At 74.9% G+C, this 17,883-nt stretch carries 14 protein-coding genes; 7 read left to right on the forward strand and 7 right to left on the reverse strand.

Going from position 1 to position 17,883, the window contains the following annotated elements; translation table 11 throughout:
• The first annotated feature begins 25 nt into the window (after positions 1 to 25).
• On the forward strand, positions 26 to 2,650 hold the full coding sequence (locus KDL28_RS36920; RefSeq protein WP_252446136.1) for a serine/threonine-protein kinase: 2,625 nt from the start codon (positions 26 to 28) through the stop codon (positions 2,648 to 2,650).
• 78 nt (positions 2,651 to 2,728) lie between these two features.
• On the opposite strand, the gene KDL28_RS36925 is transcribed toward KDL28_RS36920, so the two are convergent.
• Complete coding sequence (locus KDL28_RS36925; protein ID WP_252446137.1) at positions 2,729 to 3,316, reverse strand: helix-turn-helix domain-containing protein; 588 nt, start codon at positions 3,314 to 3,316, stop codon at positions 2,729 to 2,731.
• Positions 3,317 to 3,538: 222 nt separating this feature from the next.
• Here KDL28_RS36925 and KDL28_RS36930 point away from each other — a divergent pair, with 222 nt between their 5' ends.
• The 4 genes from KDL28_RS36930 to KDL28_RS36945 are packed head-to-tail and all read left to right on the forward strand — an operon-like array spanning position 3,539 to position 6,907.
• A complete protein-coding gene (locus tag KDL28_RS36930) occupies positions 3,539 to 3,949 on the forward strand; it encodes a RidA family protein (RefSeq protein WP_252446138.1) in 411 nt (136 codons plus the stop codon).
• A gap of 30 nt (positions 3,950 to 3,979) precedes the next feature.
• Positions 3,980 to 4,699 (forward strand): alpha/beta fold hydrolase, encoded by a 720-nt coding sequence (locus tag KDL28_RS36935; protein ID WP_252446139.1) that lies wholly within the window; start codon positions 3,980 to 3,982, stop codon positions 4,697 to 4,699.
• Positions 4,696 to 5,475, forward strand: coding sequence for a class II aldolase/adducin family protein (locus KDL28_RS36940; RefSeq protein ID WP_252446140.1), 780 nt, complete (start codon positions 4,696 to 4,698; stop codon positions 5,473 to 5,475). Before KDL28_RS36935 ends, KDL28_RS36940 begins: the two co-directional genes overlap by 4 nt.
• A 1-nt stretch (position 5,476) precedes the next feature.
• Positions 5,477 to 6,907, forward strand: a complete 1,431-nt coding sequence (locus KDL28_RS36945; protein WP_252446141.1) for an FAD-dependent monooxygenase — start codon at positions 5,477 to 5,479, stop codon at positions 6,905 to 6,907.
• 13 nt (positions 6,908 to 6,920) lie between these two features.
• On the opposite strand, the gene KDL28_RS36950 is transcribed toward KDL28_RS36945, so the two are convergent.
• From KDL28_RS36950 to KDL28_RS36975, 6 genes are all read right to left on the reverse strand, one after another.
• Complete coding sequence (locus KDL28_RS36950) at positions 6,921 to 7,478, reverse strand: HdeD family acid-resistance protein (protein WP_252446142.1); 558 nt, start codon at positions 7,476 to 7,478, stop codon at positions 6,921 to 6,923.
• Between the two features lie 287 nt (positions 7,479 to 7,765).
• Entirely contained in the window at positions 7,766 to 8,227 is a 462-nt protein-coding gene (locus KDL28_RS36955) for a helix-turn-helix domain-containing protein (RefSeq protein WP_252446143.1), read from the reverse strand.
• Complete coding sequence (locus KDL28_RS36960; RefSeq protein ID WP_252446144.1) at positions 8,224 to 10,422, reverse strand: winged helix-turn-helix domain-containing protein; 2,199 nt, start codon at positions 10,420 to 10,422, stop codon at positions 8,224 to 8,226. The genes KDL28_RS36955 and KDL28_RS36960 overlap by 4 nt, the downstream gene beginning before the upstream one ends.
• Before the next feature lie 273 nt (positions 10,423 to 10,695).
• Positions 10,696 to 11,742, reverse strand: a complete 1,047-nt coding sequence (locus KDL28_RS36965; RefSeq protein WP_252446145.1) for a YhjD/YihY/BrkB family envelope integrity protein — start codon at positions 11,740 to 11,742, stop codon at positions 10,696 to 10,698.
• A gap of 175 nt (positions 11,743 to 11,917) precedes the next feature.
• Positions 11,918 to 14,566, reverse strand: a complete 2,649-nt coding sequence (locus KDL28_RS36970; protein WP_252446146.1) for a helix-turn-helix transcriptional regulator — start codon at positions 14,564 to 14,566, stop codon at positions 11,918 to 11,920.
• Positions 14,567 to 14,654: 88 nt separating this feature from the next.
• Complete coding sequence (locus KDL28_RS36975; RefSeq protein WP_504967691.1) at positions 14,655 to 14,864, reverse strand: DUF8691 family protein; 210 nt, start codon at positions 14,862 to 14,864, stop codon at positions 14,655 to 14,657.
• 213 nt (positions 14,865 to 15,077) lie between these two features.
• On the opposite strand from KDL28_RS36975, the gene KDL28_RS36980 reads away from it, so the two are divergent.
• Both KDL28_RS36980 and KDL28_RS36985 read left to right on the forward strand, forming a co-directional pair.
• Positions 15,078 to 16,268 carry an AI-2E family transporter gene (locus tag KDL28_RS36980; protein WP_252446148.1) on the forward strand — a complete coding sequence of 397 codons (1,191 nt, stop codon included), beginning with the start codon at positions 15,078 to 15,080 and terminating at the stop codon, positions 16,266 to 16,268.
• 6 nt (positions 16,269 to 16,274) lie between these two features.
• Positions 16,275 to 17,714, forward strand: a complete 1,440-nt coding sequence (locus KDL28_RS36985) for a basic amino acid/polyamine antiporter (RefSeq protein WP_252446149.1) — start codon at positions 16,275 to 16,277, stop codon at positions 17,712 to 17,714.
• Positions 17,715 to 17,883: the final 169 nt, after the last annotated feature.

The raw sequence follows: 17,883 nt of genomic DNA on the forward strand, positions 1-17,883 counted from the left end.
GGACCCGAGCTCCTCGGGAGGGCCCGTGCCGGAGGAGTTCGGCCCCTACCGGTTGGAGCGGTTGCTCGGTCGCGGTGGGATGGGTGAGGTCTTCCGCGCGTTCGACACCGAGCACCACAGGCTGGTGGCGGTCAAGCGGTTGAACGCCCACCTCGCCGACGACGAGGAGTTCCAGGAGCGCTTCCGCAGGGAGGCGCGGCTGGCCGCGCGGCTGCGCAACCCGCACGTCATCCCGATCCACCGGTACGGGGAGATCGACGGTCACCTCTACATCGACATGCGCTACGTGGAGGGGTTCGACGCCGGCGACCTGATCGACGCGATCGGCGCCGTCGACCCCGGCCGGGCGGTGTCCATCGTGGAGCAGGCGGCGAGCGCGCTGGCGACCGCGCACGCGGCCGGGCTGGTCCACCGCGACGTCAAGCCGTCGAACCTGCTGATCGACCGGGAGTCGGCGGACCTGGCCGACGGGTTCGTGTACCTGGCCGACTTCGGGATCAGCCGCTCGACCACCTCGACGCGCAGCCACACCCTGACCCGCAGCGGTGCGGTGATGGGCAGCCTGGACTACATGGCTCCCGAGCAGTTCGACGGGGTCACCGATCCGCGGGTGGACATCTACTCGTTGACCTGCGTCCTGTTCGAGCTCCTGACCGGCCACAAGCCCTACCGCGGCAGCAACCTGCCGGCGCTGATGCACGCGCACCTGCACATCCCGCCGCCTTCGCCCACCGACCTGCGCCCGGAGCTGCCGGAGGAGTTCGACGAGGTGATCCGGCGGGGCATGGCCAAGCGCATGGAGGAGCGCTTCGCCTCGACCGTCGAGCTCGCCAGGGCCGCACGGGCCGTCCTGGTCACGGCGGGGCCCGGGGGTGCGATCGTGGCCGGTGCGGTCACCACCGACGACGACGCCCGGACCGACGCCCGGACCGAGGAGCTCACGCTCGTCCTGCGCCACCGGGAGCAGCAGCAGCGCGAGCTCGCGAAGTCCCGCCACGAGCTGCGGGAGGAGCCGGACACCGACGAGAACGAGGTGGCCTCCCCCGAGCCCGCTGCGGAGGATGTCGGGGGATCGGCGGACGGGCGCGTCGACGTGCCGACCGAGGAGTTCGCCGCGAGCTCGAACGATGAGCCGGCCGCACGCCCGGCCGAGGAGCCTGCGGCGGAGGACGTCGACGAGCCGGCGACCGTGCCGCTCGAGAAGTCGGCCGCCGCGCTGTCCGCCGGCGAGACCGCTGAGACCGCTGAGACCGCTGAGACCGCTGAGACCGCTGAGACCGCTGAGACCGCTGAGACCGCTGAGACCGCTGAGACCGCTGAGACCGATGACACCGGCGAGATCGGCGAGACCGCCGAGACCGGCGACGGCGCGGTGCCGGAGGCCGGGATCGAGGACCCGACGCCCGCCCGCAGCGGCGACCGCGGGCCGGCGGACGAGACGGCCGACATCGACGTGGCCTGGTCCTCCGTCCCCCTGCCCGGGGTGGAGCGCGCCCGCGCCGAGGAGGTCCTCGCCGCTCCGACCGGCGTCACCACCTCGTCCCCGGACGGCGGTCCCGAGGAGCCGCGGTCGGGACGATCCCGGATCATCGCCGCCGTCGTCGGCGCGCTGGCCGTCGCCCTCGTCTGCTTCCTGGTCGTGGCGCTGCCGCGCTGGGAGACCGACGAGGCGGCGCCGCCCGGGCCGACCGCCGCCACCACGACCCCGCCGGCGCCGCCGACCCCGACCGCCTTGGTGGCCACGGCGACGCCGACGATCGAGACGGCGGTGCCGTTGGCCGGCGGACCGCAGGGTGCCGCGCTGGCGCCCGACGGGCGATCCCTCTACGTGGCCGACTCCACCTCCCGCACACTGGTCGTGCTCGACACCGGCGGTGCCACTCCTGTCGAGCGCCAGACCGTCGAGGTGCCGGGGGTGCCCCGGTACGTGGCCGTCTCCCGGGACGGCGGGCGGGTGTTCGTGGCGGTGTTCGACGACGACGGCTCCGGCAGCGGTGTCGCGGCGTTCGCCATGCCGTCGGGGACCCCCGTGGGGTTCACGCCCACCGGACCGAAGCCGTACGCCCTGGTCACCGCCCCGGACGGGCGGCTGTGGGTGCCCATCCACGGGGAGGCGAAGATCTCGGTGCTGAATCCGGACGATCTGACCGTCCTCACCGAGGTCAGGGTGCCGCCGAACCCGCACGCGGTCGCGTTCTCCCCGGCGGGGGACATCGCCTACTCCGCCAACCACGAGTCGAACAAGGTGTCGGTGATCGACACCACCAGCGGGGAGGTGGTCGTCTCCGTCGCGGTCGACGCCGCCCCGCACAGCGTGGCGGTCTCGCCGGACGGTCGCGAGGTCGCCAGCGTCAATTACGACGCCGCCACGGTGTCGATCATCTCGACCGACGACAACACCGTCGCCCGGACCTTCCCGGCCGGCCCGCACCCGCAGAACCTGACCTGGTCGGTCGACGGCCGGTACCTGTACGTGGTGAACGTGCTGGAGGGCACGGTGACCACAGTGGACGCCGCCACCGGCCGGACGGAAGCACCCGTCCGGGTCGGGGACAGCACGCGGTTCATCCTCCGGACCCTCGACGGGGCGCACGTCTACGTCACCAGCCACGGCTCGCGCACCCTGTCGGTGCTGCGGGTCGCAGCGTGACCGCGCCCGCCCGACCGCGGCGCCCACGCCGGGTGTGATCGACCTGGTCGCGCGCGGGGGCGGCGCTGAGGTCGCTCCCTAGTGGCGCGGTGGCCGGGGGAGCGGGTGGTGCGCGGGCACCCGTCCGGCGGCCGAGACCACCAGGATCTCGGTGGCGTCGTCGGTCGGCGCGGAGAGCCGGTGCGGGCGCGCCGCGTCGAAGTGCACGCAGTCGCCGGGGAAGAGCGCGATGTCCTCGCCGTCCAGGCGCAGCGCCGCGCGTCCGGTGAGCACGCGCAGCCATTCCTCGCCGGGGTGGCGGGCGTCGAGGGTGGACTGCCCGGCGCCGATGCGCACGCTCACCGCGAGGATGTTGGTGCGGGGGCCGCTGAGCACGGCGTACTCGCCCTCGCGGCCCCGGGTGACGGCCGCCTCGCCGGCTCGGACGAGGTGGTGGCCGCGGGCCTGGACGTCCTCGACGAGGTCGCCCACGGTGGTCCCGTAGACGCGGGCCAGCTGCAGCAGCGTCCCGATCGAGGGCTGGCGCTCGCCCTTCTCCAGGCGCGACAGGTGGGCGGTCGAGATCCCGGTGAGCTCGGCGACCGAGCTCAGCGTGGCGCTGCGCTCGGTGCGCAGCTCGCGCAGGCGCTGGGCGACGCGCAGGTCGATGTCGGCATCGGCGGGCACGCGCCCACCGTACACGCCGAGGCTCGATCCCTGAGGCGAACAGCTTCGTCTCATGGGCAACACACAGGCAGCTGAGCTGGGCTGTAGTCCGACGTACGTTGTCTAATAGGCAAAAGAAGTTGTCTGTGGGGTTGACGCGGGGCGGATCGGCGCCCAACACTGACCGCCGTCGCCGCGCCGCGGCTGCCCCGGCACTCCGGGGACCGGCGAACAGGAGCCCTCGTGACCGTGCAGCGCCTCAACCCGCCCACCCTCGCCCCACCCGTGCAGGACCTCTACGCCCACCTCGCCATCGGCCCGCCCGGCGGGCGCGTGGTCGCCGTCGCGGGGCAGGTCGCGCTCGACCGCGACGGCGTCCTCGTCGGTCCCGGCGACCACGCCGCGCAGGCCGAGCAGGCCTTCGCCAACCTCCGCCGCGCGCTCGAAGGCGCCGGCTGCCGCCCGGCCGACCTGCTCAAGTACACGATCCACGTCGTCGACAGCTCGCCCGCGCTGATCGAGCCGGTCTTCGCCGCCGCACGGCGGGTGTTCGGCGAGGAGTTCCCGCTCGTGCCGAGCACCTGGCTCGGGGTGGCCGCGCTGGGCCTGCCCGAGTGGCTGATCGAGATCGACGCGCTCGCGGTCGCCGGCTGAGCCGGACCCGCCGACGGACAGGAGAGCGACATGACCGACTACGTGCTCGTCCACGGCTCCTGGCTGGGTGGCTGGAGCTGGGAGGCGGTGCGGCCGGCGCTGGAGTCGGCCGGGCACCGGGTCCTGGCCCCGAGCCTGACCGGCCTGGCCGATCGCGGCCACCTCGCCGGCCCCGACGTCGGGCTCGGCACCCACATCGAGGACATCGTGCGGCTGCTGACGTGGGAGGCCCTCGACGAGGTCGTGCTCGTCGGGCACAGCTACGGCGGCATGGTGATCACCGGGGTCGCCGGGCGGCTCCCGCAGCGCCTCGCGCACCTGGTCTACCTCGACGCGTTCCGGCCGGAGCCGGGCCAGTCGGCGTTCGACGTGCTGCCCGACCTGCCGCGGCTGTTCGGCGAGCCACCCGCCGAGCACCCGTGGGGGTGGGGCCCGCTCGACCCGGCGCTGCTCGGGACCACCGCCCCGGACGAGGTCGACTGGCTGCTCCGGCGGGCCACGCCGATGCCCACCGCGACGCACACCGAGCCGCTCCCACCACCGTCCGCCCCGGTCGAGGTCCCGACGACCTACGTGCTGGGCGCGGCGCTGCCGCTGTTCGCCGCCACCGCGGACGAAGCGGCCGCCGCCGGCGCGACCGTCCTGCGGTGGGAGGACGCCGGCCACCACCTGCCGCTGCAGTTCCCGCAGCGCACCGCCGAGCTGCTGCTGGCGCTCGGCGGACGAGGAGACCAGGGAGGAACCGGATGACCGGGACCACGGGCCGCGCGCTGGGCGTCCCGCCCGCGCCCACGTTCGACTCCGTCGAGGACGAGCGGCGCCACCGCAAGCAGCGGCTGGCCGGCGCGCTGCGGATCTTCGGGCGGCTCGGCTACGACGAGGGCGTCGCCGGGCACATCACGGTGCGCGACCCGGGCGACCCGGACACGTTCTGGGTCAACCCGTTCGGCGTGTCGTTCGGCCGGATCAGCGTGCGCGACCTCGTCCTGGTCGACCGCCACGGCGAGGTCGTCACCGGCACCCGGTCGGTCAACCGCGGCGCCTTCGTCATCCACGGCGCGATCCACGACCGGCGCCCCGACGTCGCCGCCGCCGCCCACGCGCACTCCATCCACGGCCGGGCGCTGGCCGCCCTCGGCGCGCCGCTGCGCCCGGTCGTGCAGGAGGCCTGCGCCTTCTTCGAGGACCAGGGCCGCTACACCGAGTACAACGGCCTGGCGCTGGAGGAGGACGAGGGCAGGCGGATGGCCGAGGCGCTCGGCGAGCACCGGGCCGTCGTGCTGGCGAACCACGGGATCATCACCGTCGGCGCCAGCATCGAGGAGGCGGCCTACTGGTTCGTCAGCTTCGACCGCTCCGCCCAGGTCCAGCTGCTGGCCGAGGCGGCCGGCACCCCGGCCTACCTCGACGACGAGCAGGCCCGCATCGCGCACGCGCAGTTCGGCAGCCCGCGGCTGGCCCGCTTCAGCTTCGAGGTCCTCTGGGACGACATCGTGCACGCCCAGCCCGACCTGCTGGAGGAGTGAGATGACCACGTTCGGGACCACCGACGTCGTCGTGATCGGTGCCGGCCCGGTGGGGCTGTGGCTCGCCGCGGAGCTGCGCGTGGCCGGGGCCGCGGTCACCGTCCTGGAGGAGCGCACCGAGCGCGACCCGCACTCCAAGGCGCTCACCGTGCACCCGCGCACCATCGAGGTGCTCGACTCGCGCGGCGCGGCCGACGTGCTGCTGCGCGAGGGGATGCGCGTGCCCAGCGGGCACTTCGCCGTGCTCGACAGCCGGCTCGACTTCGCCGCGCTCGACACGCCCTACCCGTTCACCCTCGCGCTGCTGCAGGGGCGCACCGAGGAGCTGCTCGAGGAGCACGCCCGCGACCTCGGCGCCGACGTCCGCCGCGGCGTGCGGGTGACCGACCTGGAGGTCGGCGAGGACGCGGTCGTGGTGCGGACCGCCGACGGGGGATCGCGGGCGGCCGCCCGGGTCGTCGGCTGCGACGGGGTGCGCAGCACGGTCCGGGCGGCCGCCGGGATCGGCTTCCCCGGCACCGAGCAGACCTGCGTGGGCTGGTTGGCCGACGTCCGGCTCGCCGAGCGCCCCGACCCGCCGGTCTTCAGCTCCTGGGGCGCCGGGGGCCAGTTGCTGGGCGTGCCGCTGCCCGACGGCCACCACCGGCTGGTCGGCATCGCCCCCGACGACGTGCGGCGGGACCGGCCGGACGAGCTCACCCTCGACGAGGTCCGGGCGAAGACCACCGCCGTCGCCGGCCGCGACTGGGGGGCGCACTCACCGGCCTGGCTGTCGCGCTTCGGCAACGCCGCGCGGCAGGCCGAGCGGTACCGCGCCGGCCGCGTGCTGCTCGCCGGGGACGCCGCCCACCAGCACATGCCCGCCGGCGGGGTGGGCATGAACGTCGGCATCCAGGACGCGATGAACCTCGGGTGGAAGCTCGGTGCGGTGGTCGGCGGGACGGCCCCGGAGGAGCTGCTCGACACCTACCACGCCGAGCGCTGGCCGGTCGGGCGCGACCTGCTGCGCAGCACCCAGGCCCAGACCGCGCTGATGACCGACTTCTCGCCCGACGGCCGCGAGCTGCGCGCCCTGCTGACCGAGCTGATCCGGGAGGACCCGGGCCTGGCCACCGGCCTGGCCGAGCGGCTCTCCGGGCTACGCGTGCGCTACCCCGCCCCGCCGGACGCGCACCCGCTGGTCGGCGCCCGCGTCCCCGACCTGGCGCTGACCGGCGGCGACCGGGTGCTCGCCGCGCTGCGCTCGGGCGGGTTCCGGCTGCTCGACCTGACCGGCGAGGTCCGCGACGGCCGTGGCCACCCGGTGCGCCGCGTGGAGTCCACGGGTGGGCGCCCGGAGTGGACCGGGGTCGAGGCGGTGCTGGTCCGCCCGGACGGGCACGTGGCGTGGGCGGGCGCGGCGTCGGAGGTGCCCGCGGCGACCGGTCCCTAGCCGGTGGGCCCGGTCAGCCGGCGGTGCCCGCGGCGCGGACCCGGAACGCGCGGCCGATCCCGGCCAGCCCGGACGCCAGCGCGAACGCCCCGACCAGCCAGAGCAGCGTCAGGATCCCGCTGCCGGGCCAGACCAGCAGCAGGATGCCGACGACGATGTTCAGCGCGGCGCCGACCAGCGTCCAGCCCCAGCTGCGGTCGCCGCGCCCGCGGGCCGCGAACGCCTCGCCGACCCCGGCCACGCCCAGCACGATCGCCCACAGCGCCACGACGACCAGCAGGGTGAGCGCGGTCTGGCCGGGCCAGAACAGCGCGACGACCCCGGCCAGGACGGAGATCACGCCCTCGACGACCGACCAGCCCCAGTGCGGGTGGCTGCCGCGGGCGCGCAACCCGAAGGAGATGGCCGCGACGCCCTCCAGGACGGCGTAGGAGGCGAAGACGTAGACCAGGACCAGCAGCGCGATCCCCGGTGACGCCAGGGCGACGACCCCGAACACCACGGTCAGGACGGCGCGGATCAGGAGCATCCACCAGGCGGTCTGCGCTGTGGTGTCGACGGACGTGCTCATGGCTCTCCTCGGCTGCTGGACGGTGCGGTGCCCGGCGTCGGGCGGTCTCGAGCGCGCCCGCACCGCCCGCCGGACGAACGGCGCGACGCCCCGTCCGCGTTTGTCCTTCCGCGATTGTCCACCGGGGAGGGATCCGATCGGAACAATGCCTCGGCGATTTCTCCGGGGATCGTGATGGGCCGCGCTTTCGGGCGACCGGATCTCACCCGCTGCGGACGATGACGGGAATCGGATCGATTCCCCGGGGTCCTTCGTCGTGCCGCGCGGGCCGCCGATCGGAGCGCCGTTCAGGGCATTGTTGCCGGCTCAATCAATCCGCGGGCTCGCGCCGCGTCGACGGCGGCGCGGCGGGAGTCCACGTCGAGCTTGGCGTAGACCGCCCGCACGTGGGACTTGACGGTGTTGACCGACACCCCCAGGTCCCGGGCGATGTCCTCGAGCGACAGCCGGGTCGGCAGCAGGGTCAGCACGGCGATCTCCCGCGGGGTGACCGGTGGTACCCGTTCCCGGGCCCACCGGACCGCGAGCACGTCGCGGGCCCGGCGGCCCGCCGCGCCGAGCGCCCCCACCTGCTCGGTCAGGAAGTCGGCGACCCGCGTCGAGGCGTACACCAGCGGGCGCAGCACCCCCATCTCCTCGGCCGCGCCCAGGGCCCGGCGCAGGGCGGTGCGGGCCCGGCGCGCGGAGCCGACGGCGAGGGCGGTGTCGCACTCCAGGAGCCACGCCTCGACCAGCACCCAGCGGATCACCGGGGCGAGGGACCCGTCGAGGACGGGCCGCAGGTGCTCCCGGGCCGCGTCGTGGCGGTCCGCGGCAGCCGACCCCACCGCGCGGAGGAAGACCACGTCACCGGTGGGGCCCAGGCGCTCCTCCGCCCAGCGGAGGACCTCCCGGGCGCGATCGGCGCGGCGCAGCCAGACCGCCGCGCCGTGCTCGAGCAGCGCGCCGATGGCGGCCGGCCCCTGCAGCGCCACCCCGGGGAGCACGGCCGTCCGGGCCGACCGCATCGCGTCGAGGACCCCGGGACCGCCGCCGAGGTCGAACCGGGCGGCCGCGAGCAGCACCTCGACGACCGGCACGATCCCGTCCGCGCCCGGCACCCGGGGGCGCCCGGACGGGCCGGTGTCGACGTCGAGGAGTCCTTCGGCGATGCGCAGGCCCTCCTGCGGGCGGGCCTGCAGGAGGGCGCCGTAGGCGCGCACACCGCGTTCAGCGCGGCGCCCTCGGTGGACCGCCACCGCTCCGCGGGCGCCGACCGTTCCGCCCGCTCGGCCAGGTCGACCATCCGGGTGATGTCGCCGCCCATCCCGGCCGCGATGCTGAGGGTGGTCAGGCCGCGGGCGGTCGTGTAGCTGTTGCCGTCGCTGATCGCCCGGTCGGTGGCCGTCCTCGCCGTCTCCTCGGCCGCCCGCGGGTCGCCGCGGGCGAGGGCCGCGTTCGCCCGGACGACCAGCCCGATCTGCTCGCCCACCGAGCCGTCGGCGAACGGCCGCGAGCGGCCAGGGTCCGCGGCTCCCCACCGCCCCGCGGTCCACGTCCGGCGCGCCTCGACCAGCTCCCGCAGGGACAGCAGCCGGGGTGCGGGATCGGCGGGCCACACCGCCTCGGCGCGGGCGACGTGCCGGGCGACGGCGGCGGCGTCGCCGCGTTCGATGCAGGCCAGCGCCCGCACCAGCTCCGCGACGGCACCCGGCGCCCGCCAGGCCGCGGCGGCGTCGAGCGCCTCGATCACCGCGTCGTGGTGCCCCAGCGCGGCGAGGGCGAGGCCGTGGCGGTGCACCAGCTCGTCGATCAGATCGGGGTCCTCCGCGGCCCGCGCGTGCCGCAGCGCGGTGGGCGGGTCGTGGGCGTCGGCGAACCACCGTGCCGCACGGGCGTGCAGCACCGACAGCAGGTCCGGGCGTTGTCGGCGCACGTCGGCGCGCAGGTGGGACAGCAGCAGGCGGTGCACGCGGAACCAGCGCCGTCCCTCCCCGTAGCTGACCACGAGCGAGGTCTCGCGCTCCATCGCGAGCAGCAGCTCGCCCGCGTCGTCCTGCCCGGAGAGGGCGACCGCGAGGGGAGCGGTCAGGTGGTCGCAGACGCTGACCGCGGTCAGCACGTCGCGGACCTCGTCGGTGAGCCGGGAGAGGATCTCGCCGACCAGGTAGTCCGAGATCGCCCGCCCGTTGCCGACCAGGTCGGTGAGGAACGTGTCGCGGTCGTCGCTCTCCCGCAGCGACAGGGCCGCGAGCCGCAGCCCCGCGACCCACCCCTCGGTATGCTCGAGGATCAGCCGGACCTGGTCGTCCCGGACCTCGTCGTCGATCATCGCCAGGAGCGCGGACGCCTCGTCGAAGGAGAAGGCGAGCGCCGCCGCCCTGATCTCCCGCAGCGCCCCGGTCAACCGCAGCCGGTGCAGGTGGACGGGCGGGTCGCTGCGGGTGGCCAGGACGATCTGCACCGCCGGTGGGCGGTCGCGGACCAGGCGGGTCAAGCCGTGCAGCGGTTCGGCGGAGGTCAGCTCGTGGACGTCGTCGAGGACCAGCCGGACGGGTTCGGGCAGGTCGTGCAGCGCGCCGAGGAGGGCGGGCAGGAAGTCCGGGTCCCGGCTCGGGACGGCCGGCAGCGCGAGGTCGTGCAGCGGGCTGTCCGGCGGGGTCGTCGGGCAGGCCAGCACCGCGGCCACGACGGCGGCCCAGAACAGGCGGTCGTCGTTGTCGTCCTCGTCGAGCGACAGCCACGCGGTCGGCGTCGGGTCGGTGCTCACCCAGTCCGCGAGCAGCAGGGTCTTGCCGTAGCCCGCGGGTGCGCAGACGAGCAGGACCGAGCCGGGTCCGGCCCCGGCCAGTCGCCGCACCAGCCGCGGGCGGTGCAGGTGGCCCTGCGAGGTCCGCGGGACGACGAGCTTGGCCGCGGGCACCGTCGGCGAACCCGGTCGGAGGTCCTTCTCCTCGCCGATCATGCGACTCCCCAGGACGGTCCGGCACCCGAACGTCGGCACACCGGGGATCGACAGCACCCTGCCGTCCCGACGCCTGATCGCGCCCTCGGCGGGTGGCCGCTCGTGGCCGTCCGCGCCGGGTCGCCGGGCCACGAGGTCCGGGGTAGCGGCCCAACGCTAGCGGCCGACTGACGCAGTGTGCTACCGCCGATCGAGGCTCTGCGTCGATCGCCCGCCACGCAGCGTGGTCGGCGTGGCCAGCGGGTGCGTGGTCAGCGGGTGCGCGGACCGGGCTCAGCGCGGTCCGCGGCGGCCGTGGTGCAGCCGGGTGCCCACCAGCACCCCGACGAGCATCGCACCGGCCACGGCGGCGGCCACCCCGCCGCCCGAACCCGTTCGCCCCGGCGCCGCGGCGGCGTGGACCACGGCCGACGGCTGCTCGGGCTCGGGCTCGGGCCGCAGGTTCTCCGGCACCGTGGCGGCCCACGCCGTCACCAGCAGCACGAACCGGCTCACCAGGTAGGCGAACACCAGCAGCCCGAGCAGCGAGCCGAAGACCGCACCGCCCGGGGAGCCGGTGATCCGTCCCAGGTAGATCGTCAGCGCGTGCCGCAGGACCTCCAGCCCGACCGCCCCCAGCAGGGCGGCGCGGACGGCGCCGTGGACGGGTCCGTGCGTGCGCGGCAGCCGGGTGATGATCCAGAAGAAGATCAGCCAGTCCGCGGCCAGGCCGAGCAGCAGGCCGAGGGTGAACCGGGTGAGCTGGGTCCAGCCCGCGCCCTGCCACCCGGCCAGCCGCAGCACCGTCTCGCCGAGTCCCGTCCCGATCGCGGTGACCAGCAGGGAGGCGACGAGGGCGAGCCACAGCCCGACGAGGGCGAGCAGGTCGGAGAGCAGGCGCTGCAGCGACGCCGGGTTGCGCGGCGGGATCGCCCACTGCGCGGAGACGGCCTCGCGCAGGTTGGACATCCACCACGTGCCGGCCCACAGCGCCGCGACCAGGCCCACGCCGGCGACGGTGTTGCGCTGCTCCACGGCGGTCTCGATGACCGGTTCGACGGTGTCGGCCAGCTCGGCGGGCACGGCGCCGGTGATGCCCGCCTCCACGGCGGCGAGCAGCTCGGGGTTGAACCACAGCAGGTAGCCCGCCGCCGCGAGGGCGATCATCAGCAGCGGGACCGCGTTGAGGATGCTGAAGAAGGTGATCGCGGCCGCGAGGTGGTTGCCGTGCCTCTCGTGGTAGCGCAGGACCGCCCGGACCAGGTGGTCGGCCCACTCGTGGCGGGCCAGCAGGCCCGTGAGCACGGCCCGGCCCCGGCGGCCCGCAGCGGCGAGGCTCATCCGGACCCGCCGTCCCTTCGTCCGCGCCCGATCCGGGGGCCGCGCGCGGCGGCCCGCCGGCCGGATCGGTCTGCACGGCGCGGCGCCGGGTGCGCTCCCGCCGGGCGCCCACCTTCCCGCTGCGGTGGGCGGGCGCGCCTCCTCCGCAGCGGATGAGGGGCGGCGGACGCGCCGGTCAGCCCTCGGGCAGCAGCAGGCCGTGCCGCCGGGCGATGTCGACGGCCTCCCGGCGGGACCCGGCGTCGAGCTTGCTGTAGATCGCCCGGACGTGGGTCTTGACCGTGCTGTGCGAGACGGTGAGGTCCCGGGCGATCTCGTCGAAGGAGCGCTGGGAGGGCAGCAGGTTGAGCACCGCCCGCTCCCGGCCGGTCAACGCCACGGTGCTGCGGTCGATCCCCAGGGCGTGCCGTGCCGCGAGCACCCGTCGCGCGGTCGGGTCGAGGGCGCCGAAGCTGCCGAGGTGGCGCACGAGGAGGTCGACGACGTCGGGCGGGGCCGTCGCCAGCGGCCGGCGGGCGTCCATCGCCTCGGTGAGCTCCAGCGCCCGGCTCAGGCTGCCGCGGGCCCGGGAGGTGTGCAGGGTGCGCAGGGCGAGCCGGCACTCCACCACACACGCGTCGATCAGGGCCCAGGGGGTGAGCAACGGCCGCGATCCGTCCAGCAGCGGCGCGAGCTCCGCGTGGGCGGACCGGTGCCTGCCGAGCTCGCTCAGCTGCCAGGCCCGCAGCAGCGCCACCTCCCCGGCGTCGCCCAGGGCGCCGTCGGCCCAGCCCGAGACCGTGCGGGCCAGGTCGTGGCGACCGGCGAGCGATGCGGCCCGGTGCTCCAGCAGCGCGACCACGGCGATCAGGGCGGGCCCGGCGTGGCCGGAGGCGGCGACCCCGCGGGCGGACCGCAGGTCCTTCAGGCCGTCCAGGCGGTGCCCGACGTCGACCCGCGCCGCGCCGCGCACCGCCAGGCACATCGCCGACATCAGGTCCGGTGGGGAGCCCGGGTCGGCGAAGGAGAGCGCCTTGCCGACGAGTTCCAGGCACCGCCCGGAGTCGGCCCGCAGCAGCGCGCCGAGGGAGCGCAGCATCGCGGTCACGGCCGCACCGCTGGTCGCCGCCCACTCGGTGCCCGGCGGCACGTCCCGGTCGGCGTGCTCGGCCAGCTCGGTCATCCGCCGGTACTCACCCGTCCCCGCGGCGATCAGGGCGAGCACCGCGAGACCGTGGGCCACCAGCAGCCCCTGGCCCAGCTCGCGTGCCTGGTCCAGCGCCGGCTGCGCGATGCGCAGGGCCTCGCCCCGGCGCCCGGCCATCGCCAGCGCCAGCGCCCGTCCGAGCCGGCCCATGACGGCCAGCTCGGGATCCGCGGTGTCGGTCGTCGCGATCTCCTCGGTGGCGGCCAGCATGGCGTCCACGTCGCCGTCGGACGCGGCGATCCCGGCCACCACCCGGTTGCGCAGCGCCACCACGTCGGGCGGCGGATCCGCGGGCCACAGGTCGTCCGCCCGGTCGAGGTGGGCCCGCGCCGCGCGAACGTCCCCGACCTGCAGGTCGACCAGGACCCCCACCATCGCCAGCCGCACGTCGTCGTCGTGGCCGCGCCCGACCAGCCAGGCCAGCGCCTCCCGCACGGCCCGCAGCCGTCCGTTGCCGACCAGGGGCAGCGCGTGCCGCCGGAGCAGGGCGGTCACCAGGGTGGTGTCCGCGGCCCGCCGGGCGTGCGCGAGCGCGGCGACGGGCTGGTCGCGGTCGGCGAACCAGGCGGCCGCGCGGCGGTGCAGCTCGGTCACCAGGTCGGGCCGGCGGCGGCGCAGGTCCGCGAGCAGGTGCGAGCGCAGCAGCGGGTGCACCCGGTAGTAGACCCGGCCCTCACCCGAGCTGATCACCAGCGAGGTCTCGTGCTCGAGCACGTCGAGCACCTCGCCCGCGTCCGGCCGGCCGGACAGGGCCGTGGCCAGCGACGCCGACAGCCGGTCGCACACGCTGACCGAGGCGAGCAGTTCCCGGGCCCCGCGCGGCAGCCGGTCGAGGATCTCGGTGACGAGGTAGTCCGACACCGCCCGGCTGTTCGCGACGAGGTCGGCGACGAACACGTCCGGGTCGGCCCCGCGCATCGACAGCGAGGCCAGCCGCAGCCCGGCGGCCCACCCCTCGGTCTGCGCGACGAGCTGCCGGACCTGGTCGGAGCGGACGGGGATCTCCGCGGCGGCGAACATGGCGTCCGCCTCGGCCACCGAGAACCGGAGCTCGCCTGCGCGGACCTCGCACAGCCGCCCGTTCAGGCGCAGCCGCCCCAACGGCAGCGGCGGGTCGCTGCGCCCGGCCACCACGACCTGGAACCCGCGGGGGTGGTCCCGCACGAGCGTGCCCAGCCCGTGCAGCGGGTCGGTCGCGGTCAGCTCGTGGACGTCGTCGAGGACCAGGCGCAGCGCGGCCGGCATCGCCTCGACGGCCTCCAGGACGGCCGCCACGAACTCGTGGTCGTGGCTCGGTCGCGCGGGTACGGCGAACCCGCGCAGGTCGTGCGCCTCGGGGACGACCGGGCACGAGGTGAGCGCGGTCAGCACCGCGGACCAGAAGCGCCGGTCGTCGTTGTCGTCCTCGTCGAGGGCCACCCACGCCGTGCGCGTCGGGTTGTGCGCTGCCCACTCGGCCAGCAGCAGCGTCTTGCCGTAGCCCGCGGGCGCGCTCACCAGCACCAGCTGGCCGGGTGCCGCGGCGTCGAGCGCATCCAGCAGGCGCGGCCGGGAGACGTGGCGCGCCGACAGCCGGGGTACCGCCGTCTTGACCCGCGGTACCCCGAGCCGACCCCGTGCCGGTGGCCATTCGCCCATACGCAGTATTCATCTCACGCTACTAGCGATGCGATCCGCGGAGTAGTGCCGGAACGGGCAACGATTCACGTTCTGCTGTGCTCGGTCGTCACGGGCCGTGGGGAATCTCCTGCAGGGACACCACCCGCAGCCCCAGTGACTGGATCAGTGCGAGCACGCCGTGCAGGTGCGATTCGTCCTGGACCTCCCCGACGATGATGGTCTCGGGTGGGGCGTCGACCACGACCATGTCCGGAAAGGCGCCGCGGGACCGCTCGGACACCAGACCGGCCACCCGGAATTCGTAGCGTGATGACACGTCCGGTACCTCCCGTCAGCGCGGCGCCGCACGACGCCAGAGTGCGGGAGCGCACCCTCGCTGTCCTCGTCCGGCGTGGGTGAGACGGCCCGCGGCCGCGGCGCGGGCCGGCAGGCGGTAGGGCGGCGGTTCTCCTCCGCTGCGGACGAGGCAGGCGCCGGGCCCGGTGCGCGACGGTCCACATCCACCGCAGCCCACGGCGAAGGAGGACCGGTGCCCCGTCACGGTCTCGACGGCCTGGCCGCCACCGGTGCGGCGAAGCCGCCGCGGGCGCTGCTCGTGCTGGGCGGCGCGGCGGCCGCGGTGATCGTCGCGGCCGGCCTGCAGGCGGCGGCCTGGCTGGTCGGGCCGGTGTTCCTGGCCCTGGTCGTCGTGATCACCGTCCATCCGGTGCGCCGCCGGCTGCGGGCGCTGGGCCTGCCGGGCTGGGTGGCGACGACGGTGCTGGTCCTGATCGTCTTCGGTCTGGTGGTCGTGCTGGCCGGCGTCGTCGTCGTCGCGGTGGCGCAGCTGGTGACGGTCCTGCCGCTCTACGCCGACGAGGCGAACGCGGTGGTCTCGTCCGGGACCGCGACCCTGGGCCGGTTCGGCGTCGGGACCGAGCAGCTGCGGGCGCTGGCCGCGTCGCTGAACTTCGCCAAGGTCCTGAGCTTCGCCAGCGGGCTGCTGCTGGGGTTGTCCAGCCTGCTGGGCAACGTCGTGTTCCTGCTGACCCTGCTGCTGTTCCTGTGCATCGAGTCGTCCGGCGCCGGGGCCCGGCTCGCGCTGATCGCCGGCGGCCGCCGGCCGGTCGGCGACGCGCTGCGCGGGTTCGCCGACGGCACCCGCCGCTACATCGGGGTCACCACCGCGATCGGGCTGCTCACCGGTGTGATCGACACGGTCGTCCTGGCGCTGCTGGGCATCCCGGCCGCGGCCCTGTGGGGGCTGCTGGTCTTCATCACCAACTACGTCCCCTACCTCGGCTTCTGGATCGGGCTCGGGCCGCCGGCCCTGCTCGCGCTGCTGGTCGGGGGCTGGCCGATGGTGCTGGCGGTCGTCGCGGTGTTCCTGGTGGTCAACTTCGTGCTCACCTCGATCGTCCAGCCGCACTTCGTCGGCGACGCCGTCGGCATCTCGGTGAGCGTGACCCTGGTGGCCCTCGTGCTGTGGGCCTGGCTCCTCGGCCCGGTCGGGGCCGTGCTGGCCGTCCCGCTGACCCTGCTGGTGAAGGCGGTGCTGGTGGACGACGACCCGCGGGCGCTGTGGGCCGACGCGCTGCTGAGCTCGCACCGCCGGGTTCACCTCCTGCGGACGAGGTCCGACCCGCCGGAGGCGGTCGACGATCACCGTCGGCACCTCGTCGGGGCGGCCCGCAACGCCGAGCCGCCCGCGGCACCGACCCTCCCGGACGAGAAGGGCTGACGTCCGATGACCGCGACCGATGTCAAGGCGACGCAGAAGCTGCCGCTGCTGACCCTGACCGCCATGGTGGTCGGGTCGATGGTCGGGGCCGGGGTGTTCTCCCTGCCGCGGAACTTCGCCCAGGCCACCGGGGTCTACGGCGCGCTGGTCGCCTGGGCGATCGCCGGGGCGGGCATGCTCATGCTCGCGTTCGTCTTCCAGGCCCTCGCGGTGCGCAAACCCGACCTCGACGCCGGCGTCTACGCCTACGCGAAAGCCGGGTTCGGCGAGTTCCCCGGCTTCTTCTCCGCCTTCGGCTACTGGGCCAGCGCCTGCGTCGGGAACGTCACCTACTGGGTGTTGATCAAGTCCACCCTCGGCACGATCATCCCGGGCTTCGGCGAAGGCGACACGCTGCTCGCCGTCGCGGTGTCCGCGGTCGGCGTGTGGGCCTTCCACTTCATGATCATGCGCGGGGTCAAGGAGGCCGCCGCGATCAACCGGATCGTCACCGTCGCCAAGCTGGTCCCGATCGTGGTGTTCGTGGTGATCCTGGCCGTCGCGCTGCGGTCCGAGGTGTTCTCCGCGAACCTCTGGGGCGGCACCGAGCAGTCGTTCGGCGGGCTGTTCGAGCAGGTCAAGGCCACGATGCTGCTGACGGTCTTCGTCTTCCTCGGAGTCGAGGGCGCCAGCGTCTACTCCCGCTACGCGCAGAAGCGCTCGGACGTGGGCCGCGCGACGGTGCTGGGGTTCCTCAGCGTGCTGGCCCTCTTCGCGTCGGTGACGATCCTGTCCTACGGCGTGCTGCCCCGCGCCGATCTCGCGGAGCTGCGCCAGCCGTCGATGATGGGCGCGCTGGAGTCGGTCGTGGGCACCTGGGGCTCGGCCTTCATCGGGATCGGCCTGATCGTCTCGGTGCTCGGGGCGTACCTGGCCTGGACGCTGATGGCCGCGGAGGTGCTCTTCGTCGCGGCCCAGGACGACGACATGCCGCGCTACCTCAAGCGCGAGAACCACCACGGCGTGCCCACCGCGGCGCTGGTGATGACCAGCGCGCTGATCACCGCGGTGCTGGTGGTCACCCTGTTCTCCGAGGACGCGTTCACCTTCACCCTCAAGCTCTGCAGCTCGCTGTCGCTGATCCCGTACCTGCTGGCCGCGGCCTACGCCCTGCAGATCGGCGTGCGCGGCGAGACCTACGACACCGCGCCGCGGGGGCGGGGCAAGGAGGTGGCGTTCGCGGCGCTCGCCGTCGTCTACACCGCGTTCCTGGTCTTCGCGGCCGGCCTGGAGTTCCTGCTGCTGTCGTTCATCATCTACGCGCCCGGGACCGTCCTGTTCGTCATGGCGCGCCGCGAGCGGCACCGGCGGGTGTTCTCCCCGGCCGAGCTCGCGCTGTTCGTCCTCGCCGTCGTACTGGCGGTCCTCGGGATCGTCGGCCTCGCCACCGGCCTCATCACCATCTAGCCCGCCACCCAGGAGGAACGTGTCATGACCGACACCACCCGGCCGTCGGCCGCCTACGGGGTGCATTCCGAGGTCGGCACCCTGCGCAAGGTCCTGGTCTGCGCCCCCGGTCTCGCGCACACCCGGCTGACCCCGACCAACTGCGACGCGCTGCTGTTCGATGACGTGA

It is taken from the genome of Pseudonocardia humida (assembly GCF_023898865.1).
Taxonomy (GTDB): Bacteria; Actinomycetota; Actinomycetes; order Mycobacteriales; family Pseudonocardiaceae; genus Pseudonocardia; species Pseudonocardia humida.

Coding starts and splice junctions, on each gene's coding strand:
- KDL28_RS36935 (WP_252446139.1), top strand. CDS start 3,980: ATGACCGACTACGTGCTCGTCCACGGCTCCTGGCTGGGTGGCTGGAGC.
- KDL28_RS36940 (WP_252446140.1), top strand. CDS start 4,696: ATGACCGGGACCACGGGCCGCGCGCTGGGCGTCCCGCCCGCGCCCACG.
- KDL28_RS36945 (WP_252446141.1), top strand. CDS start 5,477: ATGACCACGTTCGGGACCACCGACGTCGTCGTGATCGGTGCCGGCCCG.
- KDL28_RS36950 (WP_252446142.1), bottom strand. CDS start 7,478: ATGAGCACGTCCGTCGACACCACAGCGCAGACCGCCTGGTGGATGCTC.
- KDL28_RS36960 (WP_252446144.1), bottom strand. CDS start 10,422: ATGATCGGCGAGGAGAAGGACCTCCGACCGGGTTCGCCGACGGTGCCC.
- KDL28_RS36965 (WP_252446145.1), bottom strand. CDS start 11,742: ATGAGCCTCGCCGCTGCGGGCCGCCGGGGCCGGGCCGTGCTCACGGGC.
- KDL28_RS36970 (WP_252446146.1), bottom strand. CDS start 14,566: ATGGGCGAATGGCCACCGGCACGGGGTCGGCTCGGGGTACCGCGGGTC.
- KDL28_RS36985 (WP_252446149.1), top strand. CDS start 16,275: ATGACCGCGACCGATGTCAAGGCGACGCAGAAGCTGCCGCTGCTGACC.